The following is a 23914-nucleotide window of genomic DNA, read 5'->3' on the forward strand; positions in this document are numbered from 1 at the left end:
AAAAATTGTAAGTCGTAATCCGTAATTCGTAAATCAGAAAATGACGCACAGTTTTCACACCCTCAAAGGCATTTCAGGTGATCTTCTTCCCCGCATCGCTGAAATCCATATGAATGACGCAGGTTTATTGTCCAGGCTGGGCTATCCCTTCGCTTTGCGTTATTTCGAGAATGCGATCAAGGATGAGCGGGCTTTCGGCTTTTATGCTCAGGATGATGGGACGGGAGAAATAATGGGTTTCAGCCTCGCCTCACCAGAGCCATCATCCCTCACAGCAAAACTCACAGAAGACAAGGGTTGGTTTGTCAGGAACATTATCAAAGTCATCTTTACCCGGCCGATGGCATTCCTTCAAATGCTTATTTCGAGCGTCACCATCCGCGGTCAGATGTATGAGCCGAACACCGTCGAATGCGTCTACTTCACCGTCGACCCGAAACACCGCGGAAGGGGACTGGGGCGCGAACTGCAAAAATCCCTCATGGACGAGGGACGCAAACGGGGGTATAAAAAAATCTACGCCAGCGTGGAGACCTCGAACATCGCCAGCCTGAAAGCGACGCAGGCGAACGGATTTAGAATCATCAAGACCTTCCGCGAAGGAATCTATCACCGCCACCGACTGGAAAGCGAGTTATAAAGAAATGACCACGCATCGCGAACGCATTCAAGCCTGCCTGAACGGGGAATTGACCGACCGCACGTCGATCGCGCTCTGGCGTCACTTCCCGAACGAAGACCAGAATCCTGAAAGTCTTGCCGCGGCGACGATCAAATTCCAGCAGACCTACGACTTCGACATCGTGAAAGTGACCCCGGCCTCCTCTTTTGCCGTCAAAGATTGGGGCGTGGAGGATGAATGGCGAAATAACCCCGAAGGTTCACGGGATTATTTAAAATACGTCATCAAAGAACCCGGGGATTGGGAATCGCTCAAACCGCTCGATCCTTCTGCTCCGCATCTTGCCGCGCAATTGAAATGCCTGAAACAAATTCGCAAAGAAGTTGGAAAGGAAACCCCGGTCATACAAACGATCTTCAACCCGATGTCGCAGGCAAAGAACCTGGCAGGGAACAAGTTATTATTGGAACACATCCGCAAGCACCCAGACGCCGTCTTGAAGGGATTGGATACCATCGCGACGACCACGATGAAATTCATCGAAGCCGCACACGGCGCAGGCGTGGATGGCATCTTCTATGCAGTCCAACATGCCCAGGGCAGCATGATGGATATGGAAGAATACAAGTTCCTCGTCCTGCCTGTGGACCAGAAAACGCTTCAACCTGCAAAAGACCTTTGGTGCAATATGCTCCATTTACACGGCAGGGATGTTTATTTCTCCCTGCTGCGTTTGATGAACTTCCAGATCGTCAACTGGCACGACCGCGAAAGCTACCCATCGCTGGCAGAAGCGCAAAGTTTCTTTCGCGGCGTGGTGTGCGGAGGCGTAAGTCAGGATACGCTCCACTCGGGGAATCCGGACCAGGTCAGGAAAGAGGCGCAAGAAGCCTTAAATCAGACCAATGGCAGGAGGTTCATCCTCGGTACGGGATGCGTCGTTTATTACGAATCTCCGCACGAGAATATCATGGCTGCGCGAAAGAGCGTCGATTCCCCTCACCATTCAGGAGAGGGGTGAGGTTATGACCCTGCGCGTCATCGCGGGAATCGCAAAAGGGAGGAAGTTGAAATCCGTGCCGGGAGATACGACAAGACCCGTGATGGACCGCGTCAAGGAAGCGTTGTTCAACATCCTCGCGGGGGACGTGATCGATTCGAACTGGTGGGATCTGTTCGCGGGCACGGGAGCGATCGGGATCGAAGCCCTGAGCCGCGGCGCTTCATTCGTGAGATTCACGGACCTGAACCGCGCGCCGATCGAAACGATCAAAGAAAATGTGGAACACTGCAAATTCGCAGATAAAGCAGAGGTCAAACGCGGTGATGCGTTCACGATGCTGGCGGGCAGAGCAGACAGACAATTCGAATATATCTATATCGCGCCGCCGCAATATCAGGGCATGTGGGTGGAGGCGCTGAAGCGGCTCGACGATCATTTGGAATGGCTGAGCGACGACGGGACGGCAATCGTCCAGATCGACCCATCTGAGTATGAAGAACCGGAATTAAGCCATCTCGTGGAGGGCGAGCAGCGAAAATATGGTCAAACACTTTTGGTTTTCTACGATCGGAAGTAAGCGATATGAGATTCGTTTCCTTCCCCAAAATGACGTATACTGTAAATGTCCGCGTCATTGCGTTTTTTTGAAAAACCAAAAGGAGAATAAAATGGCATACACAATGGATACAACCGTCGGCGAGATATTGAAGGACACACAAGCCCTGGAAATCCTGGAAAAACATGCGCCTGGAATTTCCAAAAACCCCATGATCGGCCTGGCAAAAGGCATGACCCTCAAACAGATACTGGCGATGCCCCAAGCCAAGGAAGCAGGATTGACCGAGGATATGGTCAAGAAAGTCCTGGCAGAGATCAACGCTCGAACGTAATGCCCGGTTCTGAAATTAGGATATTAATCAAAAAGCGTCCGTTTTTCGACGGACGCTTTTTGATTTCCAGTTAAACCGGCAGCCATAAATAGAACACGCAACCGGGGAAGGTCGTTTCATCGTGTCCCCTGCTCTCCACCCATACCCGGCCGCCATGCGCCTTCGCAGCACCGCGCACAAAGGCAAGTCCCAACCCCGGGCCGCCGCCTTTGAAACTTGTCGTACCGGAGGAATGCACAATGGCTTTGCCCGCCTGATAAAATTTTTCGAAGATGAGTTCGTGATGTTCCGCGTCCAGGCCGATCCCGGTATCCCTGACTTCGATCAAAGCCCCATCCGCCCCGTTCGCCGCCTTTGCCATTTTCGTGGATATGGTTATCTTGCCGCCATCGGGTGTGTACTTGATCGCATTGACGATGAGATGATATAACGCTTTTTGGATCAAGGTCGGGTCGCCGTGGATCAGAGGGGTATCCGGCTCGAGGTTGTGGATCAATTCGATGTTCCGTTCGGAGGCGGCCTTGCTCAATCCATTCACCGCATCCAGGACGGTCCGCTTTAATAAAATCGGCGCGAGCCGCAATGTTTGAGGTTCGCCGTCCATGCGGGTGACATCCAGCATGGTGTTGACGATGGAATGAATCCTCTCCGCGCCGCTGTGGATTCCCTCCGCCGCCAAAGCCAGGTTGGGGTGGTGCCGGACTTCCGGCGACGTATTCAAGAGGTCCGCGTAGCCCATTAAGATGGTGATGGGCGTCCGCAGTTCATGCGCAGCGACGTCGATGAACTCGGTCTTGTTGCGGTCCAATTGACGCAGAACCTTGTTCGCCTTTTGCAGGTCGGCGATCATGCGCTGGTCGTTCTCCCTCAGCCGGTCCAGGGTGATGCGGATGATATCCATCGCCATGCGCGGGCTTTGGCTTAACATCGTTTCGAAGTCGGATTTTTCCATTTCGAGGACGGTACAATCCGTTGTTGTTGTCACGGTGGCTGAGCGGGGCGCGTTCAGGATGAGAGCCATTTCGCCGATCAGGTCGCCTGCGCCTGCAGTCCGCAAAATACGTTCCCCTTCTCCATCCCCCACCGATTTGCTGATCACGACCCTGCCTTCGGCAAGGATATAAAAGACCTCTTCGTACTCTCCCTCACGGCACAAAAAATGGCCGGCAGGATACAACCGGAGTTCCGTAAGTGCAGCCATCTGTTCCAATTCATTTTCATCCAGGCCGTTGAATGCCAACCGGAGCAGGGAAACCTTGTCGGGGATCTTTACCTTGTCCATTTCAAGTGAGTATACCCAGCCCATGCGATAAAAAAGATTGCTTTTCGATGATAATTTCAGCCCCCGGGCGACTCAGGTATAATTGCACCCATGCAACCTGACATGAAAAACATTATCGGTGTGCGATTCAATCCCATCGGCAAGATCTACCACTTTGATTCCACCTCCCTGCCCGATCTCAAACCCGGCGAACACGTTATCGTGGATACCTCGCGCGGACGTCATCTCGGGGAAGTGATCCAGGTCCTTCAGGAACCGCCCCCACGCCCCGAAGGCGGCTGGAAAAGCATCGAACGCCGCGCCACACCGCGCGATCTTTTACTTCAGCAATCCTGGCGAAACAAACAAACGGAAGCCATGATCAATTGCCGCGCACGCGCATCGGAGATCGGCCTGCTCGACACAATAAAAATCGTCGCCGCAGAATACAACTACGACGGCTCGCGCCTTGCCTTCCTCTTCAGCACCGACCAGGAGGAAAAAGTCGACCTCAAATCCCTGCGGAAGGATATGTCGGAGAAATACCCTAACACGCATATCGAAATGCGGCAGATCGGTCCGCGCGACGTGGCGAAACTGATCGGCGGTATGGGCGCGTGCGGCATCGAGACCCGCTGCTGTTCCAAATTCCTCACCGACTTTTCCCCCATCTCGATCAAGATGGCGAAGGAACAGGGCATCTCCCTGACGCCGGATGAGATCACCGGCATGTGCGGGCGCCTGCGCTGCTGCCTCATCTATGAATACGAGCAATACGTCGAAGCGCGCAAGACCCTGCCCAAACGCAATAAGCGCGTGGTCACACCGAAAGGCGAAGGCAAGGTGATTGACCTTCTTCCCATGAGCGACAAGGTCGTCGTACTTATCGAGGTCGAAGGCGAACGCCCGCAGCAATTCGCATTTTCGCGTGAAGACATCCAGCCTTGGGATGAGCTCGAAGCCCTGCGCAGAAAATCCGAAGCGCCTTGCGACCGGCATGAAGGCGGCGGCTGCACATGCGGCAAATCGAAAAACAGAAATGTCCGGGCAAACTAAAACCTGGGAACAACAGCAAAAGATTCTGGTCATTCTGGCTCATCCCGACGATCCAGAATTTTTTTGCGGCGCCACCCTCGCCAAATGGTCGCGCGAAGGACACATCATCCAATACCTTCTGCTGACCTGCGGCGACAAAGGCTTCAATCCAACAACTCATCCGGAAATGACCCCCGAGAAGCTTTGCGGGATTCGCCACCTCGAGCAAGCGGAAGCTGCAACAGCCATTGGGGCAGAGCCGCCTCTCTTCATGGACCTGCCGGACGGGTACCTCATCCCTGACTTGAACCTCCGCCGGGATGTGGTTCGAGAAATCCGAAAACACAAGCCGGATATCCTCGTCACCTGCGACCCGCAAAATCTCTTCGCGGTATATGGAATCAATCACCCCGATCACCGCGCGTGCGGGCAAGTCGTGCTCGACGCCGTCTTCCCTGCGGCGGGCAACCCCGCCTACTTCCCCGACCTGCTCGCGCAGGGATTTAAACCCCACATGCCGAAGGAAGTCTGGTGTTCGCTTACACAACAGCCCAACACCTTCCTTGATGTAACCGAATTCTGGGAAATAAAAATCCAAGCCGTTCTCAGGCATAAATCCCAGGTACAGGACGTGGATAAACTCGTCGAACGCTTGAAATCCCGCCGAACCGACGACAGCACGGATGAAAATCCGCGCTATGAAGAGAAGTTCAGAGTCATCGTGTATTCGTAATCAATGTCGCTGCCAGCCGCCGGTATCGTTCAGTGGCGGCAAAGCAATCTCAAAGAAAGCATGGGATTGCTTCGGGCAAATAACAAGAACACCCTCGCAACGATATGAGATTCAAAGGAGCTTTCCATGAATCCCTTCCTTAAACAAGCTCAAGACCTTTTCCCCTACACCCAAGCCATGCGGCGCGACTTTCATAAACACCCTGAACTCGGATTCAATGAAATCCGCACAGGCGGCATCGTGGCAAAGGAACTCGAAGCTCTCGGCATCGAAGTGACCAAGGGTGTCGGCAAGACAGGCGTGGTCGGCTTTCTCGAAGGTTCGAAACCGGGTCCCACCATCCTGCTCCGCTTCGATATGGATGCGTTACCTATAAATGAAGACACCGGCGCGGAATATTCTTCCGAAAATCCCGGCGTGATGCATGCCTGCGGTCACGACGGCCACACCGCCATCGGCCTGACCGTGGCAAAGATTCTCAACGAACGTAAAAACGAACTGGCGGGCAATATCAAATTCTGTTTCCAACCTTCTGAAGAAGGAACGAATGGCGAAGAGGTCGGCGGCGCATTAATGATGATGCGCGACGGCGTTCTCGAAGGACCCAATGTGGAAAAGACCCTTTCGCTTCATCTTTGGAACGACAAACCTGTCGGCTGGCTGCATGTTGCCGAAGGACCGGTGATGGCGGGTGCAGATCTGTTCAGCATCAAACTTACGGGAAAAGGCGGTCACGGCGCGCAGCCCGAAGTGACGATCGACCCCATCGTCTGCGCATCGCAAATCGTCACCGCACTGCAAAGCATCGTCGCGCGTAACATTGAGCCGCTAAAGCCGGCGGTCATAAGTGTTACAACCCTTCACTCCGGCACGGCGTTCAACGTGATCCCCCAAACCGCGGAACTCGGCGGGACCATCCGCACTTTTGAGCCGGAGATTCGCAAGAAAGTTCACCGCCGATTCGAAGAGATCGTACGGGGAACGGCTCAAGCCATGAACTGCGAAGTGGAGATCCTTATCAAACAAGTCACAGCACCGGTCATCAATAACGACAACGTCGCGGCAAGTGTCATGAATTCCGCCCAAAACCTCTTCCCCCAGAACGAGATCGCCAGCAATCCCTATCTCACCATGGGGGCGGAGGACATGGGGTATATGCAGGAAAAAGCCGATGGCTGTTATTTCTTCATCGGTTCCGCGAACGCCGAAAAGAACCTCAACTTCAACCACCATCATCCCAAATTCGATTTCGACGAAAGCGCACTCGTCAACGGCGCGGCATTGATGGCATCCGCCGCCGCAGACCTGCTAAAAGGCTGATCGTTCGGATCGGTGAATGATGAGTATCGAGGAGACCCATGAAACGCGCGAGTAAATGGGCTGTCGGTGCAGTTTTAACTGCCGCAGCGGCTTTTGCCGCATATCGGTCCGTATCCGCTCCCCCGCCGGAGCCTGTAACCCAAACAGCAGTAATCGTCCTAACAGCTGTGGAAACGGAATCCCCGGATCCAAATCAACCCTGCGCCTTTCAATGGGCTTACCTGGATCTACCTGAGTTATCCTCGGAGTTCGACAGCGCATTAAAAGCCATGAATCCACAAGCTGCGGGTCGGGCACAGGCGTTCGGCGAGAACTGCATCCAAACGGACGGCTCTGCTGTCTTCGGCGCCATGGAAACGGATTTCTACGTGCATTTGCAAGTGGACGCACTAAACAGGGAAGAGGATTTTGGAAATTGGATCGCCCAGGTTCTCGAGACCGTGATACAAATTCCGCGAGAAAGCCTTGAAGGACCAAATTACGGATTCGTCGAATTCACCTTCGAAAAAAGCGAAGCCGAACGGATCATCTTTCGGGTGCCCATCCAGCAGTATATCGACGATGCGATGGGAATATCGGGCGCGGAATTGTTCCAAATGTTTTCCCCAAAACCATAGACAACCGCAAACCTGTCATGAGCCGCCTGAAAAGGCGGTTTTTTCGTCCTTGACATCCGATGGGTTTTGACATATACTACGTTTAGTAATTACTAAACGTTTTAAATCAAAGGCAGACAGGATGACCAAACTCCCTCAACTCAAGAAGGATTTCATAGAGAACCTCAGCCAGATGAGCCGATTTTGGGGTTTCCCGAAAGGGATGGGCGCGATCTTTGCGGTCGTTTATCTATCCCCTGCCCCGCTTGCATTGGATGAGATCGTGGAACAGACAGGATTAACAAAGGGCGCGGTCAGCACCGAGGTGCGGACACTGGCGCGAATGGGACTGGTGCATCGCTCGTCCAAACTGGGAGACCGCAAAGATTACTACGAAGCGGAAACGGATTTCTACACATCCATCCGCTCGCTTTTGAAGGAGCGGCAGCACAGCGAATTCGACCGGGCTTTGCGCGGGGTGAGGGAAACGCTCGAGAAATTGGAATCGGGCTCAGTCTCGGGCGATGAGGCGGAAATCGCGTTCATGTACGAACGGGTCAAAGCCCTCCAGGATTTTTTCAACGCCATCGACAGTCTGACGAACGCCGTCATCAAATTGGAAAGTCTCGGACTTTCGAATGTCACCAAGATCTTAAATATTTTGAAATAAGAAAAGGAATCCCATGAATACCATCATCAGTTTTCTCGTACATGTTTTTCTGACCATCGCGGTTACTGCTCTCGTCGTGAACTATATCCGCCCGTACCTGCGCAAGGTCCTGGTTGACCTATGCGGCACGGAAGAACGCGCGCAGTTTTGGACGGTTTTCTCGAACGTCGTGCTGGTCGGCTTGCCGGGCATCCTCGCCTTGAATTACAGGCCAGAGGCCGTCACATTGGAGGAGTTGTTCTTTGAGATTGCCGGAAGGCTCAGCGGCACGCTGGCAGGTTTTCTCTTTGGATTGGTCGGGGTCGGGTTCGTCGTCTCGATCTTTGCTTTATTTGCCCCGCGACCCGCGAAAGCAGAGGCGAAATGAAGATCGCAGTCACCGGCGCATTCAGTTACACTGGAAAGTACGTTGCCAGATTATTGCTTGAAAAGGGTGAGGAAGTCATCACTCTCACCAATCATCCCAATAGACCCGATCCCTTCGATGGAAAGGTCAAGGCGCATCCGTTAAATTTTGCAAATGAGGCAGAACTGGTTGAAAACCTGCGCGGGGCGGAAGTGCTGGTCAACACCTATTGGGTGCGATTCGATAAGGGAACGAACACGCAGCCCAAAGCCGTGGAGAACACAAAAGTCCTGGTGAATGCCGCCGTCAGGGCGGGTGTGAAACGGATCGTCCACATTAGCATCGCCAATCCTTCCGCCGATTCCCCACTCCCCTATTATTGGGGCAAGGCGGCGAATGAAAAAGCAGTCATCGATTCGGGCTTGTCTTATGCAATCCTGCGTCCCACCGTCCTGGTCGGCGGCGGAGAGGATATTCTCATCAACAATATCGCCTTCCTCCTGCGCCGATTCCCCTTTTTTCTGCTCCCCGGAGACGGTTCATACGGCATTCAACCTGTGCATGTAGTGGACCTTGCGACCCTTACCGTTGAAGCGGTTTACGCCAAAGATAATTATGTCATCGATACCGTAGGGCCAGACTCTTACACATTTAAGGAACTGGTGAAATTGGTCGGAGACGCCATCGGCAACAAACGACCTTTGGTCCCTGTACCGCCCCGGCTGGCATTATTCGCCGCCCAGATCATAAGCCTCTTCGTCAGAGATGTCGTCCTTACCCCTGAAGAAGTGGATGGATTGATGGCCAATCTACTGGTTTCGAGGGAGCCCGCACGCGGTAAGATCCTCTTCAAGGAATGGCTGAAGGAAAACCGCGACAACGTCGGGATACGTTATGCATCGGAACTTAAAAGGCATTATCAATGAAATCCCCAATCCGGGTCAATTCATCCTTCCTGGATTACCATTCGAACTAATCGATCGTTACCACCCCGCTGCATTTTGGGTTGTCGATACAGCCGTAATATTCCCTCCCCACATCCGGGCCGCGGCGAAATTTTCTCAATACCATCATCTTACCGCACACCGGGCAGTTCGGAACAGAATCCATACCCGCCCTGGGTTTCTCATTATTTACCAGCGCAAGCTTGAAAAGTGCGATCAGATCGGAGGGAACATACCTCTCGTTCGATGGAACATGGACGAGCGGAATACCCGCATCGCTGAACGCATCAGCAATGAATTTATCGGCTTCACGCATGCCTGTCTTTGCAATGGGTTTGACGATCTCCACACCGAAGGATGGAGCAAAGGTTTTTCGGTCGCACAACAGGAAATCCACATGTTTGCGGAATATCTTGTTGAAGTAATGCACATTTTCGTTCGGGCGGACGATCGTGAAGAGGTCGGTCAGGGCAACTTTGGGACAGACCAGGTAGCGGTCTCCCATCAGGTCCGTCAGGGAACGAAAAAGAGCCGCTTCCGTTTTACTCAGGAAGGGCTCTCGCAGGCGATAGGGAAGGCGGATTTGTTTTTCCTCGATCATACTCTCATTATACATAAGGAATCGTTCCCCGCACAGAATTTTCGGGGACCTTCCCCCGCCAACAACAAACACCTTTCATACAAGTTTTGCGAGCAAGTCCTTCTCCTCGAATTCATTGGTGACCTCGCCGTCCAACCAGGCGGCGCGGAGGCGGTGCAACACCTCGCCAAACCGCGGGCCGGGCGCCAGCCCAAGTTTCTTCAAGTCTTCACCCGTTGTCCGCGCCCTGACGTGCCGCCAGATGGAAATATAACTCAATAATGCATTTTCACGCGTAACCAGGTAAACGGCGTAAATGGAAAGAAGGGGAAGTTTCTCCAATGCATAGGTCCACACACTGGGCGGCGAGCCTGCGAGATGAGGAAGACTGCGCTTCAATTGCGCGCCCGCCCAAACCGCCAGAGACAACTCGTTTGAAAAATCCAGCCGGTTGACCAGCAGGAAGATCTCCTCCTCCGAAAGGTCGATGAACCACAGAATAAACCCCATCACCCGCCGGTCGGCAGCGACATCGAGGCGGGCATCCATTTCAAGGTAATCGGCATAATCCTGGTTGAATTCGGGCATCCTTGGATGGATCGACCCCAAAACCCCCAATCCTGCCAAGCGCATCAACATTTTCGCCGACTCATTTTCATCGAGAATCAAATCCAATTCGTTCCGCAGACGCTCGCCGCTTAATGACTCGAGCACCTTTAGCGCTTCACGGTTTATCGAACTTAGCGTTTCAGGCTCGATATCAAACCCATACCGCGCTTCATAGCGGATGGCGCGAAAGATGCGGGTTGGATCGTCGATAAAAGAATTGGGATGAAGGAAGCGGATCACTCCCCGCTCGAGATCTGCCCGGCCTCCCAATGGGTCGAGGATTTCGCCCAAGCCTTTTCCATCCACGCGCAATGCCATTGCGTTAACTGTGAAGTCACGCCGCCGCAGATCATCTTCAATCGTGGAAGGTTTTACTGAGGGGAGCGCGCCCGGCTTTTCGTAGGTTTCGCTGCGGGCAGTGATAATGTCAACCACATGGTCTGACCCAGATACATGCCAAAAGGCGGTGCGGAATTTGAAGTGTGAGGTCTGCCTGCCGCCATATACTTCGACGAGTCGCGCAGCAAGTGCGACGGCATCGCCTTCGACGATGACATCCAGGTCTTTGATCGGTCTGCCGAGCAAAAGGTCTCGCACGCAGCCGCCTACGAGATAACAAGGCATGTGCAGGGCTTCCGATTGGGCGGCAATGTTCGAGAGTAGAGTCTGTTTTTCGGGCGGAATCAGGTTTGGGTCACGAAAGAGGCGAAGCACTTCATCCTTTTGCATAAATTCAATTTTACCCTTATAATCTGGCGCATGTCCCTGAACCCGAACCCGTCCCCTAGAATGTGTAACTCCCCCAGGTCTGGCTAGGTTCGCTTAATCGCGCCCAAACGGCTCTCCCAGGCTTGGCGAGCCGTTTTTTGTTGGATGGTGAAAATGAAAGATTTGACGATCAAAGAATTGACAGAACAAATGCATGCGCTGGTGAAGTCGAAGGGATGGTACGAGGCGGACAGCAAACGCCCGCAGACACCGCGCAATCTGGCGGTCTCGCTTTCGATCGAGGCGGCGGAAATATTGGAGCATTTTCAATTTACCGATGAGATAAAAGACCGCGATGAATTGGGCAGCGAACTGGCAGATGTGATGCTGTATCTTTTGCAACTGGCTGCGATATCAGAGATCGACCTGGAAGAGGCGGTTCTGAAAAAGATCGAAACAAACAAGACGCGAACCTGGGATGTTGAAAAATGAACGTAACCGTATTTGGCGGCGCGCAGCCGAAAGAAGGAACACCTGCATACGAAGAGGCGCGCGAACTAGGCTCGCTCCTCGCCCAGCGCGGACACGTTGTATTGAGCGGCGGTTACATGGGCACGATGGAAGCCGTCTCGCGCGGCGCGAACGAAGCGGGCGGGCACGTCATCGGCGTGACCTGTGAAGACATCGAAGCCTGGAGACCGACAAAAGCCAACGGCTGGGTGAAAGAGGAAAGAAGGAAAAAAACACTTCATGAAAGAATCCTGGCGCTGATCGAAGGCTGCGATGCGGCAATGGCGCTCCCCGGCGGCGCAGGCACGCTGACCGAAATCATGATGATGTGGAATTTGATGATCGTAGAGTCCCTGCCCCGGAGACCGTTGGTACTGATCGGGCGGGGTTGGCAGTCCACCTTCGACCAGTTCTTCGGCGAATTTGAAATTTACATGCCTGCCCACCAAAGAGAGTTGTTATACTTTGCGGGCGATGTACAAACTGCAGTGAAATATTTGGGATAAATCGTAGGGGCGGCGTTCCGCCGCCCAAAAAATCATACAATCACAGGGCGAGGAGACCTCGCCCCTACAATGAAAAACGAGGTCAATATGGCTGAAGACAAACTACCCACCCGAGCAGACGACTTTTCCGAATGGTACAACCAGTTGGTCGTGCGCGCAGACATGGCGGATTACTCGCCCGTGCGCGGATGCATGGTGGTCAAGCCATATGGCTGGGCGCTTTGGGAAAACATCTGTTCGTGGCTGGATACCGAATTCAAGAAGACCGGTCACGTCAACGCAGCGTTCCCGACCCTCATCCCGATGTCGTTCTTCGAAAAAGAGAAGGAACATGTGGAAGGTTTCGCGCCAGAGTTGGCGGTCGTCACCCACGGCGGCGGACAAGAACTCGAAGAGAAGCTAGCCGTCCGCCCCACCTCCGAAACCATCATCGGTCACATGTATGCCAAATGGGTCAAATCATGGCGCGACCTGCCGCTGTTGATCGTGCAGTGGGGTTCGGTCATGCGTTGGGAATTGCGCACCAAACTCTTCCTGCGCACGGCAGAATTCTACTGGCATGAAGGTCACACCGCACATGCCAGCGAAGAAGAAGCCAAAGAGGAGATGTACCGCATTCTCGACATCTACGAACGCTTCTGCCTCGAAGAAGCCGCCATCCCTGTGTTCAAGGGAACCAAGAGCGAGACAGAACGCTTCGCAGGCGCACAGATCACGACATCCATTGAAGCAATGATGTGGGACAAGCGCGCGCTGCAATCGGGCACATCTCACTACTTCGGTGATAATTTCTCAAAAGCGTTCGAGATCCAATTCTTGAACAAAGACAACAAACTGACCTACGCGCAAACGACATCGTGGGCGATCTCGTCCCGCATCATTGGCGCGATGATCATGGTGCACGGCGATGACAACGGTCTCGTCCTGCCGCCCCGCCTCGCACCTATCCAGGCTGTGGTCGTGCCAATCTTCAAGAATGATGCGGAAAAAGAAAAGGTGATGGAAGTTGCCGACCGCCTCTTCGCTGAACTCAAGTCTGCGGGCGTGCGCGTCAAGTTTGACGACCGCGACAACGTTTCTTCCGGCTTCAAGTTCAACGACTGGGAAATGCGCGGCGTACCCGTGCGCGTGGAGATCGGTCCCAAAGACGTGGAAAAAGGCACCGTCGCTCTCGCCCGCCGCGACAAGCCCGGCAGGGAAGGCAAGACTTTTGTCTCGCAGGAAGGCATCGCCGACACGGTCAAGACTCTGCTGACCGACGTGCAAGCGTCCCTGCTCAAACGCGCCACCGAATATCGCGACTCGAACATCCACGACGTGAAGACCTTCGATGAACTAAAAAAAGTCGTGCAAGACGGTTGGGCATTTGCCTTTTGGTGCGAATCGACCGAATGTGAGAAGAAGGTCAAGGAAGAGGCAAAAGCCACCACGCGCAACATCCCCTTCAATCAACCCGAGGGAGAAGGCATGTGCGTGGTTTGTGGAAAAGCCAGTAAACGCAAAGTTTATTTTGCCAAGGCTTACTAAAAAACAGTAATCAGTGACCAGTGATCAGTAGACAGTAATCTGATCACTGGTCACTGTCCACTGATCACTGCTCTTATGCCCGCCATCGACCTGACCCGCCTCCGCAAACAAGCGAACCGTTTAGCAGATTTCTTCTTCCTGCCAGACGAGTTCATGAAGCATCTGCGTGAGATATTGGAGTTCTACGTCAATTACACGCTGCGCACGGTGGAAAATGTCGCCCCGGGCTCAAACCTCAAGACCTACCGCACGCCCCCCGCTGTCTTAACTCATATTCAAAATGAACTGCGCCTCAAAGCGGAGGAAAATCCGCACTTCGCGCTCGAACTCGCCGACCTGCTCTGGGACGAAGGGGCACTCGAAACACGCCTGCTTGCTTCGTATTTACTTGGGCGCATCCCACCGCAGGAGCAACGCCTGCTTCCCCGCATCACCGCATGGACTCAGCAGATCCGCGATCCGGAAGTGCGCGTGGCATTGCTCACGACAAGTCTCACCCGCATGCGCAAGGAAACGCCGAATCAATTCCTCGTCCTTGTGCGTGAATACCTGCATCCCGAACGACAACGCACCTGGTCGAACGGCATTCAAGCGCTCATCCCCATGATCGCAGACTCAGACTTTGAGAACCTGCCAGCCGTCTTCGACCTCGTCGAACCCATCGTCGAAGCCGCCCCGTCCACCCTGCAATATGATCTCACTGATCTCATCGTCACGCTCTATCGCGCTTCGCCTAATGAAACTGTATTTATGCTGAAACACATTCTCACTACCACTGAGAATCAAATGACATCGGTCACCATGCGCCGCATCTCGCCAGACTTCCCGCCTCCTTTGCAAAAGGAACTGCGCGACCTGCTCCGCCCGCAATCATTGGTCGTCGCCAGACCCTCTGAGCCCGATGACTTCATCGACGAGAACGCGCCCTCTGAAGAAAAAGCCACACCTGCCCTGGCGGGCGGTGCCAGGGAACCCGCCCGCAAGCCGAGAAAAAAGAAAATGGATAACTCACACATCATCTACCTCCATGGCTCCGAAAGCAACAGCCAGAGCGGCAAAGCACGTCAGTTCGCGGAGAAGTTTCCCGGCATGGTCACACCAGATTTCATCGGTGGGTTCGACGAGCGCATGGCGCAGCTCAAAAAGATCCTAGGCCGCAAAAAAGGTTGGACGATCATTGGCTCCTCTCTGGGCGGATTAATGGGAACGGTCTTCACCTGCAAAAATCCGGATCGAGTCCGCAAGTTGATACTGCTCGCCCCGGCTTTGATGAAAGGACCCTTCGGCTCATATCTTGATCTTAAGCCTGTCTCTGTACCCACGACCGTCATCCACGGGACAGCGGATGATGTCGTCCCGCTCGACGAGGCACGCACCTACGCCGAGAAATTCTTCACCAATCTAAAATACATCGTCGTGAACGATGGTCACCGCCTGCAAGAGGCGTTCAAGGAATTGAATTGGGAAGAAATTCTCGGGGACGATACGGAGTCCAAAGTCTCCTGACTTTGGATTTTTTCTTTTCATGATTGCACTCGAACATTGGGGGATATTCGAGCGCAAAATAGGATACGACATGAAACAACACAACTACTGGCACACCACAGTCCAAATGCCGGACCCCTCGACAGGCTCAGGGCAGGCTCTCACCTCCATCCCCGCCAAAGTGGATGTGGCGATCATCGGCGGCGGATACACAGGTTTGAGCGCAGCGCGGACGCTGGCGAAGCAGGGCGTGAGTGTGGTCGTGCTCGAAGCGGAGAATATCGGTTGGGGAGCGAGTTCCCGCAATGGCGGCATGACGTTAACCGGGCTGAAACCAGCCATGCAAACGGTCATCAAAAAATATGGGCGGGAGCTGGCAAAGGAATTGTTTCAGTGCTCGCTGGATTCTGTCAACATCGTCGAGCAGATCGTCAGGGAGGAAAATATTGACTGCGGTTTTGCGCGGACAGGCCACTTGCTGACAGCGAACAAGCCGAAGCACTACGAGTCTCTGCAAGGCGAAGTGGAATTCATGGCGAAGGAATTCAATCACGACGTGCGGCTGGTCTCGCCGAAAGACTTGCGCTCTGAGATCGGTACGGATTTGTATCACGGCGCGCTCGTGGATGAAGTCAGCGGCGGGTTGAATCCGGCTCAATATGTGGTGGGACTCGCAGATGCAGCAGTCAGGGCGGGGGCAAAACTCTGCGCGCGAGCGCGGGTCACCAAGATCGAGCGAGAAGAGAACCGGTTCTTCATCCAAACAGAAAGGGGGAATTTGGAGGCGGAGTCCGTTTTGGTGGCGACATCCGGGTATACAGGCGGGGTCACAAAGAAATTTCAAAAGAAGATTATCCCGATTGGTTCGTTCATTATTGCAACAGAACGACTCCCGGATGAACTCGCGCACGAACTCAGCCCGAAGAATCGCATGATCTTTGATTACAAACATTTCCTGAATTATTTCAGGCTGTGGGATAACCGCATGATCTTTGGCGGACGCGCGGCGTTCTTCCCGGAGAATGAAAACACGATTGCTCAAAGCGGTGAGATTTTGCGGCGCGAGATGATTCAGGTATACCCGCAATTGAAGGACGTGAAGGTGGAATACGTCTGGGGCGGCACGCTTGATTTTGCATTCGATCAAATGACCCACGTGGGCGAAGAGGATGGGATTTTTTATTCGCTGGGCTATGCCGGGCATGGCGTGGCGATGGCGACGTATTTGGGCGCGACAGTTGCCGATGCGATGATGAATGGAAATATCGAAGAGCACCCCTTCGCGAAGTTCGATTTCCCCGGCGCGCCTTTGGGGTTGTATAACGGCAGCCCCTGGTTTTTGCCGTTCGCAGGATTATGGTACAAGATTTTGGATTTGATTGAGTAGTTGACTTACTCCTACGTCAACGGATGCGCCCGAGAAGGCATCCTGCGCCTCAACAGCCTGGATTTTGGATTGGGTGGAGTAAAAAAATCGTATTAGAATTGCGCCTAATATTTACAACTCAGGAGGCTGGCATGGCGAAGAAGAAGGAAATGGAAGGCGAAGTCTATTATCCGTCTGAGCAGGTCGTCGCGCAGGCGCGCGTGAAGGATTGGGAGGCGATGGCTGAAAAAGCCGACAAGGACCTGGAGGGCTTCTGGGCGGCGGAAGCCTCTGAATTGGAATGGTATAAAAAGTGGGACAAGGTACTGGACGACTCAAAGAAACCTTTCTTCAAATGGTTTACCGGCGCGAAGGTCAACATCGTCCACAACGCGATCGACCGGCATCTCAAAACATATCGCAAGAACAAACTTGCCCTGATCTGGGAAAGCGAAGACGGCAAGGAACATCTCACGTATTCATACTTTGCCATGAACCGCGAAGTCTCGCGCATGGCGAACATCATCAAAGCCATGGGCGTGCGCAAAGGCGACCGCGTGACCATCTACATGGGGCGCGTCCCGGAAATCGTCTTTGCCATGCTGGCGTGCGCAAAGATCGGCGCGGTGCATTCGGTCGTCTTCGGCGGATTCTCGGCGGAAGCATTGCACGGACGCATCGAAGACAGCCAGTCGAAACTGGTCATCACGCAGGACGGCAACTACGTCAACGGCAAGATCGTCAATCTCAAACGCACAGTGGACGAGGCTCTTAAGCGATGCCCGTCCGTCGAAAATGTTCTGGTTGTGCGGCGCACCGGGCAGGACACGCCCATGGATCCGCTCCGCGATCACTGGTATCACGAACTTGCAAAACTCCCCGTCGCGAATGGAAAATGCCCCACAGAAGAAATGGATGCGGAGGACCCGCTCTACATCCTTTACACATCCGGTTCCACCGGCAAACCCAAAGCCATCCTTCATGTTCACGGCGGATATATGGTCGGGACGTACACGACGCTCAAATATGTTTTCGACCTCAAAGACGAAGACCGATTCTGGTGCGCGGCAGATCCCGGCTGGGTGACCGGACATTCGTATATCGTTTATGGTCCGCTGCTCAACGGCGCGACCTCATTCATGTTCGAAGGCGGACCGGCATATCCGTACCCGAATCGCTGGTGGCAGTGTGTCGAACGTTACGGAATCAACATCCTCTACACCGCGCCCACAGCCATCCGCGGATTGATGCGCTTTGGCGAGGCATGGCCCAATAAACACGATCTCTCATCCCTGCGCCTGCTCGGCAGTGTCGGCGAGCCGATCAACCCCGAAGCATGGAAGTGGTATCACCGCGTCATCGGCAAGGAGCAATGTCCCATCATGGATACGTGGTGGCAGACCGAGACCGGCATGTTCATGATCACGCCCACGCCGACGGTCCCGCTCAAGCCCGGCTCAGGCACACGCCCATTCTTCGGTCAACAAGCCGAGATCGTGGATGAGGCGGGGAATCCGGTCAAGGATGGGGACGAGGGATATCTCGTCCTCAAGCGGCCGTGGCCCTCGATGCTTCGTACCATCTATGGCGACCCGGATCGTTACGTGAACCAATACTGGTCCAAGTTCCCGGGCAAATACCTCGCCGGAGATTCCGCCCGCCGCGATGCGGATGGCTATTACTGGATCATCGGCCGCGTGGACGATGTGATCAACGTCTCGGGGCACCGCCTCGGCACAGCAGAGATCGAATCAGCGCTGGTGAGTCATCCTGCCGTTGCTGAAGCGGCGGCGATCGGCCTTCCGCACGAAGTCAAAGGGACGGGCATCCATGCATTTTGTTTGCTGCGCGCCGGTTTCGCTCCCTCCGAATCGTTAGCCGAAGAATTGCGCCAGCACGTCGCCAAGGTCATCAGCCCGATCGCAAGACCCGAAGACGTGAAGTTCGTGGATAAACTTCCAAAAACGAGAAGCGGCAAGATCATGCGCCGCGTGTTGAAGGCAAGGGCGCAGGGATTGCCGGAAGGCGATGTGAGCACGTTGGAGGAATAGCAAGGGCAGGGAATAGTTAGAAGGGAATAGTGAATATGAATTGCCCCGCGACGAGATGAAAGTCCAGATCGCGGGGCGTTTTTGTTTATTACAAAATTGCAAGTCATAAAAGGTGGAAACCTTCATATAATCCGCCCAGCTTTTTATCCCACCCCAGGAGAGTCAGAGATGAAAAAGTTTGTCAGCAACGAGATATTTTTGGGAACGATGATCGCCATCCTGTCCGTGCTGACCGCCTTCGTCAGTTACCAGGGCGCCATGGCAGACTCGGAACAGAACAAGTACGAGATCCTCGGCATGCAGCAACTGAACGACGGCAACGCCGAGTACCTGCGCGCCAACCAGGATATCACGCAGGATTACAACTACTTCGACAACTGGTACTTGAACGTGGATGAACGCCCAGAGATCGCCGAGTACTATGAATTCAATTTCTCCGAGCCGCTTGCGGCCGCCATCGAAAGCGACCCCGATGTCGTCTGGACCGACGACTATTACGACAGCATGTATCTCGATGCCACCCTTTTATGGGATAAATCCGACGCGAATTTTGACCTCGCCTCGCAATACGATGAACGCGGCGACCAATTGCAACTGGTCATGCTCATCATGGCGCTTGGTCTCGCCTTTGTCGCCTGGGCATCCCTGCTCGGCGCGGAGAGCAACATGCGCGTCCTGTTTGCGGTATTCGGGTTGATCGCGCTGGTCTCCGGACTTGCCATATATTTCCTCCTCGTCCCGGTGGTGGCTGCGTAAAGTGACCGCGCAGGTGAACGCGTCTCGTCGAGAGTCGCGTTCTTTATTAAACCTCATTCATAAGTGCTTCCGCCGCAGTCCCCGGCGGCAGGACGCCGCCTTGAGCAAGATAGAATTGCGACTTTTGCAGGAAGTCTATTTTAAATCGAATATTACTTCGGTCAGTTTTCCCGCTTCCACAAAAACAAATCGTTCCTTCAAACCGGATGTATCGTTCAGCGCGATCTTATATCTGCCCGCTGGGAGGTTATTGAGAACCGCATCTTCGGCGTTGTGCTCGAATCCTCTGGCATAGGATTTCAGATAATAGGTAAAAAGTGATTCGTCGGTTCCATCCGCCAGACGCGTAATGACCAGCGGATGTTCGTAATTCTCAACCTGACGGGTAATCAGCGTGATGGAGATCGCCCCCGAGCCTTCCTGCGGGACGAGCCAAAGCTCTGGATTCTCGGTGGAAAAATATGCTGTGTAATCGCCTCCCTTGCGGACCTCAAAGTGGAGATGCGGACCCGTCGCGCCGCCGCTCTGACCGACATTGCCGATCACGTCCCCGGCTTTGACCTCATCCCCCACCCTGACAAGAATCTTCGAAAGGTGCGCATACAGAGTGAACATCTCCTCCGCGTGACGGATGACAATGACATTTCCGTAGAAATTCGTCCACGGGCTGAATTTGACAGCCTCATCTGTATCAGCATATGCCACGATACCATCCGCCGCCGCATGGACAGTTGCCCCGAACGCATTCTGGAACTCCACGCCATGATGCGCATCGCGCTGTCCGCTTTGGGTGGAGGCGTAGGGATACGAAAGATCGATCTTGTCGTTACCTGGCGGCTGGATGGGACGCTGTAAGATGAAATGCTCGGCTGTGATGCAATAATCTACAATTAAAGGGTCACAGGGATGCGGTGAGGCGGTGGGACTGGCCGGGGGCGGCGATTCATTGATTGCAGATTCGGGAATGATTGCTGCTGGGGATGTCGAAGTAAACAGAACTGGGTCGGGAGAATTTGCATATTCGTTAGTCCCAGCCTGCGGAAGGTTACAGGAGACGAAAAACAAAATAAATAAGATGGAAATTGGATATTTCATTCTCAGATAATTCTACTTCATGAACGAATCCATATTAAGTTCATGCCAGAGGCGGGGAAAACCCCACTGACGCATCTCTGCTGCGTATAATGAAATCGATCCGGTCATTGCAGGAGACATTGTGAAATCCGCGTATTCAAGACTCGCTTTTACCGCCGCTTTGCTCTTATGCCTCGTACTTTCAGTCAACGCGCCAACGGCTCACGCCCAATCCGACCGCATCACCTTTGCTGTAATCGGCGACTACGGACTTGCGGGGCAGCCGTTATTGGATGTGTCGAATCTCATCAAAAGCTGGAACCCGGATTTTATCGTCACCGTCGGCGACAATAATTATCCAGCCGGGCAGGCGACCACAATCGACGACAACATCGGGCAATATTTTCACGAATACATTTATCAATACAAGGGAAATTATGGCGAAGGGTCAGCGACTCAGCGGTTTTTCCCCTCCCTGGGTAATCACGATTGGGGCACGGACGATATTTCACCCTACCTTGGTTATTTCGGTTACGGCAATGTAAGGTCTTATTACGATTTTGTCAGAGGTCCCGCACACTTCTTCATTCTAGACAGCGATCGAATGGAGCCGGACGGTATCACACCAGGGTCGGCGCAGGGGATCTGGCTTCGCAAGACCCTGGCAGCATCCACCTCCACGTTCAATGTGATCGTCTTCCACCACGCTCCGTACACATCAGGGCGTCACGGACCGACGGAATATATGCGCTGGCCCTTCAAAGAATGGGGAGCGGATGTCGTCCTTACAGGGCACGATCATACGTACGAACGCCTGCTTGTCGACGGACTGCCTTATTTCGTGAACGGCATCGGCGGCGGGGAGATTTACCATTTTCAGGATATTCTTCCCCAAAGCCAGGCACGCTTCAACCAGGATTATGGCGCGATGCGCGTGGACGCCACAAACCTGTACATGAGATTCCGCATGTTCACCCGCGCCGGAGTTCTCGTGGATGACTATTCCATCGGCGGTAAAGCGCCTTATGTATCTTCAATCACAGCGCTCGACCCGAATCCCTCGAATGCGGGAGTAGTAAATTATCAGGTCAATTTCACAGATCCGGTCACGGGCGTGGATGCGGCCGACTTCTTCCTTACCACCAGCATTAGCGATGCGGGTATCGCAGGGGTGAGCGGTTCGGGGAATTCATATCTCGTCTCCGTCAATACGGGAACCGGGGATGGAACTCTTCGCCTCGACCTCGCCGACGACGACTCCATCGTCACGAGCCTCGGAATCCCCCTGGGCTGGGAAGGCGCAGGGACCGGAAATTTTTCAGGCGATATCTATTCAGTGGATAAGACCGCGCCATCGGTCGTTTTCATCATGCGCGCGACTCCAAACCCGACGAACGCCGCTTCGGTTGATTTCTCAGTGACTTTTTCAGAATTTGTTTCAGGCGTGGACCCGACCGACTTTAACTTGTCCACTTTGAATGGAGCGACTCTTGCAAATATTGCCGGGTCAGGCGCAAACTACACAGTGACAGTCCTGACGGGGAATGAAAACGACGACCTGCGTCTCGATTTCATCGATAACGACTCGGTCAGCGACCCGACAGGGAACACAACATCGACGGGTTTTACGGGCGGCGAATCCTATTCCGTGGACCGCGCTGCGCCTGTCGTCACTTCGATCATTCCGGTGGGCAAAGCGGATTCCTCCGGCGTGGATTACACCGTCAGTTTTTCAGAGCCAGTCACCGGCGTGGATGGAGGCGATTTCTCCCTCTTCACGATGAACGGCGCTGCGATCACAAATATCTCAGGGGGCGGAAATCAATATATCGTGTCGGTTTCCGCGCAACCCGGCCGCGACAGCATCCGGCTCGACCTGTTGGATAACGACAGCATCGCCGATGGGATCGGCAACCCGCTCGGCGGAGTTGGCGCAGGAAACGGCAATACCATGGGCGGCATCTTCAATATCGCCATCGATACGCCCATTGTCACTTCCATCATTCGCGCGGGCGCGAGCCCAACCAATGCGTCGAACGTCAACTTTATCGTCACATTTTCCGAATTTGTGGACGGGGTCGATACCGGTGATTTCCAAATGACAGGCGGCGGGACGATCAACACAATTCAAAACTTGAGTCCGTTCTTTGTCGTCAACGTGAACGCCGGCGCAATGGACGGCGAGTTAATACTCGATCTGATCGACGACGACAGCATCCACAACGCGCAGGGAATCACACTCGGCGGAGACGGACTCGGGAACGGAAACTTCAGCGGAGAAGCCTTCACCATCGACCGCACACCTCCGCAGGTGACTTCGATCGTCCGCACGGGCAACAACCCTTCCATCAATCCGACGGCTGATTTCGTTGTTACATTCTCCGAACCGGTGCAAGGTGTAGAACCCGGCGATTTCAAGGTGACCGGTTCGAACGTCATCCTTTCATCGGTGCTTAATTTGCAGAACGCCGATCCGTTCTACTGGATCACCGTTGGCACAGGCGCGGGGTCTGGAACGATACGGCTCGACCTTATCGATAACGGGAATATCACAGACAGGGCTGGGAATCCGCTTGCGAATAACAATTACACGACCGGGGAAAGTTTTACGCTGGCGAAAACACCGGTGGATTTCGCCGCGCCAACCATCAACGCTGTGCCGGGCAATTTAACGAACACCCCCCTTTCTCCGCCATCCTGGTCGACGGTTTGGAATGCGCAAGCCTACGAGGTCTTCATCGCGCGCGACAGCGGTTTCTCGAAGATCGCCCTCGTGCAGACCATTCCCGGGACAACGCTCGTGACTTCGACCCCTCTTGCAGACGGCGTCTATTACATGCGCGTCCGTGCCTATAACCCGGACTTGAATCCCGGAAAGTTCAGCGCGGCTTATTCCTTTACATTGGATTCAACGCCTCCGGCTGCGCCGAAACCTAAAACTCCCAAAATGGGTTCTTCCACACCCTCACGCCCAAATATGGAATGGTCGTCCGTCGCCGGTGCATTCCGGTACGAAATCCAAGTGGATAACAACGCGGACTTTTCAAGTCCCGAGTTCAGCGCGACCACCAACAGGACATTCATCCAGTCCAGGACCTTGATCGGAAGGACGCATTATTGGCGGGTGCGGGCAAGGGATGCCGCCGGAAATTGGAGCGTGTGGTCAAATGTATTCATGTTCCATGTGAGATGATGCCCGCAACGGGGGAGATATCCATTCAGGGAATGAAGCAATGAGAAACCACGGGAAGGCTGACCCCGCAAATTGAACGCTGTTTCTTCATGCACCTCTTAATCTCCATGCGTAAACTGGGGGGACTTT

General features: G+C 53.9%; 23 protein-coding genes. 19 read left to right on the plus strand and 4 right to left on the minus strand.

Going from position 1 to position 23914, the window contains the following annotated elements:
* Positions 1-40 precede the first annotated feature (40 nt).
* The 4 genes from HS100_18140 to HS100_18155 all read left to right on the plus strand — a co-directional run bounded on the left by HS100_18140 (position 41) and on the right by HS100_18155 (position 2515).
* Positions 41-640, plus strand: a complete 600-nt coding sequence (locus HS100_18140) for a GNAT family N-acetyltransferase (GenBank protein MBE7435843.1) — start codon at positions 41-43, stop codon at positions 638-640.
* Between the two features lie 4 nt (positions 641-644).
* The gene (locus HS100_18145) at positions 645-1643 is read left to right on the plus strand and encodes a uroporphyrinogen decarboxylase (GenBank protein ID MBE7435844.1); all 999 of its coding nucleotides are present in this window, start codon (positions 645-647) and stop codon (positions 1641-1643) included.
* A 4-nt stretch (positions 1644-1647) separates the two neighbouring features.
* Complete coding sequence (rsmD, locus tag HS100_18150) at positions 1648-2202, plus strand: 16S rRNA (guanine(966)-N(2))-methyltransferase RsmD (protein MBE7435845.1); 555 nt, start codon at positions 1648-1650, stop codon at positions 2200-2202.
* Positions 2203-2293: 91 nt separating this feature from the next.
* Positions 2294-2515 carry a hypothetical protein gene (locus HS100_18155; protein MBE7435846.1) on the plus strand — a complete coding sequence of 74 codons (222 nt, stop codon included), beginning with the start codon at positions 2294-2296 and terminating at the stop codon, positions 2513-2515.
* Between the two features lie 70 nt (positions 2516-2585).
* Here HS100_18155 and HS100_18160 read toward each other — a convergent pair whose 3' ends face one another.
* Entirely contained in the window at positions 2586-3797 is a 1212-nt protein-coding gene (locus HS100_18160; protein MBE7435847.1) for a cyclic nucleotide-binding domain-containing protein, read from the minus strand.
* Positions 3798-3887: 90 nt separating this feature from the next.
* On the opposite strand from HS100_18160, the gene HS100_18165 reads away from it, so the two are divergent.
* The 7 genes from HS100_18165 to HS100_18195 all read left to right on the plus strand — a co-directional run bounded on the left by HS100_18165 (position 3888) and on the right by HS100_18195 (position 9402).
* A complete protein-coding gene (locus HS100_18165) occupies positions 3888-4832 on the plus strand; it encodes a stage 0 sporulation protein (protein MBE7435848.1) in 945 nt (314 codons plus the stop codon).
* Entirely contained in the window at positions 4816-5544 is a 729-nt protein-coding gene (locus HS100_18170; protein MBE7435849.1) for a PIG-L family deacetylase, read from the plus strand. The genes HS100_18165 and HS100_18170 overlap by 17 nt, the downstream gene beginning before the upstream one ends.
* 126 nt (positions 5545-5670) lie before the next feature.
* Positions 5671-6864 carry an amidohydrolase gene (locus HS100_18175; protein ID MBE7435850.1) on the plus strand — a complete coding sequence of 398 codons (1194 nt, stop codon included), beginning with the start codon at positions 5671-5673 and terminating at the stop codon, positions 6862-6864.
* Between the two features lie 38 nt (positions 6865-6902).
* Positions 6903-7481, plus strand: a complete 579-nt coding sequence (locus HS100_18180) for a hypothetical protein (protein ID MBE7435851.1) — start codon at positions 6903-6905, stop codon at positions 7479-7481.
* Positions 7482-7602: 121 nt separating this feature from the next.
* On the plus strand, positions 7603-8130 hold the full coding sequence (locus tag HS100_18185; protein ID MBE7435852.1) for a helix-turn-helix domain-containing protein: 528 nt from the start codon (positions 7603-7605) through the stop codon (positions 8128-8130).
* 13 nt (positions 8131-8143) lie between these two features.
* On the plus strand, positions 8144-8497 hold the full coding sequence (locus HS100_18190) for a hypothetical protein (GenBank protein ID MBE7435853.1): 354 nt from the start codon (positions 8144-8146) through the stop codon (positions 8495-8497).
* On the plus strand, positions 8494-9402 hold the full coding sequence (locus HS100_18195) for an NAD(P)H-binding protein (protein MBE7435854.1): 909 nt from the start codon (positions 8494-8496) through the stop codon (positions 9400-9402). Before HS100_18190 ends, HS100_18195 begins: the two co-directional genes overlap by 4 nt.
* 46 nt (positions 9403-9448) lie before the next feature.
* Here the strand turns inward: HS100_18195 and HS100_18200 are convergent, their stop codons facing one another.
* Positions 9449-10021, minus strand: a complete 573-nt coding sequence (locus tag HS100_18200; protein MBE7435855.1) for a DUF2726 domain-containing protein — start codon at positions 10019-10021, stop codon at positions 9449-9451.
* Positions 10022-10096: 75 nt separating this feature from the next.
* The gene (locus HS100_18205; protein ID MBE7435856.1) at positions 10097-11338 is read right to left on the minus strand and encodes a CCA tRNA nucleotidyltransferase; all 1242 of its coding nucleotides are present in this window, start codon (positions 11336-11338) and stop codon (positions 10097-10099) included.
* 153 nt (positions 11339-11491) lie between these two features.
* On the opposite strand from HS100_18205, the gene HS100_18210 reads away from it, so the two are divergent.
* The 7 genes from HS100_18210 to HS100_18240 all read left to right on the plus strand — a co-directional run bounded on the left by HS100_18210 (position 11492) and on the right by HS100_18240 (position 19518).
* The gene (locus HS100_18210; GenBank protein MBE7435857.1) at positions 11492-11809 is read left to right on the plus strand and encodes a nucleotide pyrophosphohydrolase; all 318 of its coding nucleotides are present in this window, start codon (positions 11492-11494) and stop codon (positions 11807-11809) included.
* Entirely contained in the window at positions 11806-12333 is a 528-nt protein-coding gene (locus HS100_18215) for an LOG family protein (protein ID MBE7435858.1), read from the plus strand. The genes HS100_18210 and HS100_18215 overlap by 4 nt, the downstream gene beginning before the upstream one ends.
* Positions 12334-12420: 87 nt before the next feature.
* Positions 12421-13860: a proline--tRNA ligase gene (locus HS100_18220; protein MBE7435859.1), complete on the plus strand. Its 1440-nt coding sequence runs from the start codon at positions 12421-12423 to the stop codon at positions 13858-13860.
* Positions 13861-13935: 75 nt separating this feature from the next.
* Positions 13936-15366, plus strand: a complete 1431-nt coding sequence (locus HS100_18225; protein ID MBE7435860.1) for an alpha/beta fold hydrolase — start codon at positions 13936-13938, stop codon at positions 15364-15366.
* Positions 15367-15436: 70 nt separating this feature from the next.
* Positions 15437-16732, plus strand: a complete 1296-nt coding sequence (locus HS100_18230) for an FAD-binding oxidoreductase (protein MBE7435861.1) — start codon at positions 15437-15439, stop codon at positions 16730-16732.
* Positions 16733-16863: 131 nt separating this feature from the next.
* Positions 16864-18762: an acetate--CoA ligase gene (gene acs / locus HS100_18235; GenBank protein ID MBE7435862.1), complete on the plus strand. Its 1899-nt coding sequence runs from the start codon at positions 16864-16866 to the stop codon at positions 18760-18762.
* A 168-nt stretch (positions 18763-18930) separates the two neighbouring features.
* On the plus strand, positions 18931-19518 hold the full coding sequence (locus HS100_18240) for a hypothetical protein (protein MBE7435863.1): 588 nt from the start codon (positions 18931-18933) through the stop codon (positions 19516-19518).
* 135 nt (positions 19519-19653) lie between these two features.
* Here HS100_18240 and HS100_18245 read toward each other — a convergent pair whose 3' ends face one another.
* On the minus strand, positions 19654-20613 hold the full coding sequence (locus HS100_18245) for a M23 family metallopeptidase (protein ID MBE7435864.1): 960 nt from the start codon (positions 20611-20613) through the stop codon (positions 19654-19656).
* Between the two features lie 121 nt (positions 20614-20734).
* Between HS100_18245 and HS100_18250 the strand changes: the two genes are divergently transcribed.
* Positions 20735-23785, plus strand: coding sequence for a metallophosphoesterase (locus tag HS100_18250; GenBank protein MBE7435865.1), 3051 nt, complete (start codon positions 20735-20737; stop codon positions 23783-23785).
* Positions 23786-23914 lie beyond the last annotated feature (129 nt).

The sequence above is a fragment of the Anaerolineales bacterium genome (genome assembly GCA_015075725.1).
GTDB lineage: Bacteria > Chloroflexota > Anaerolineae > Anaerolineales > Villigracilaceae > Villigracilis.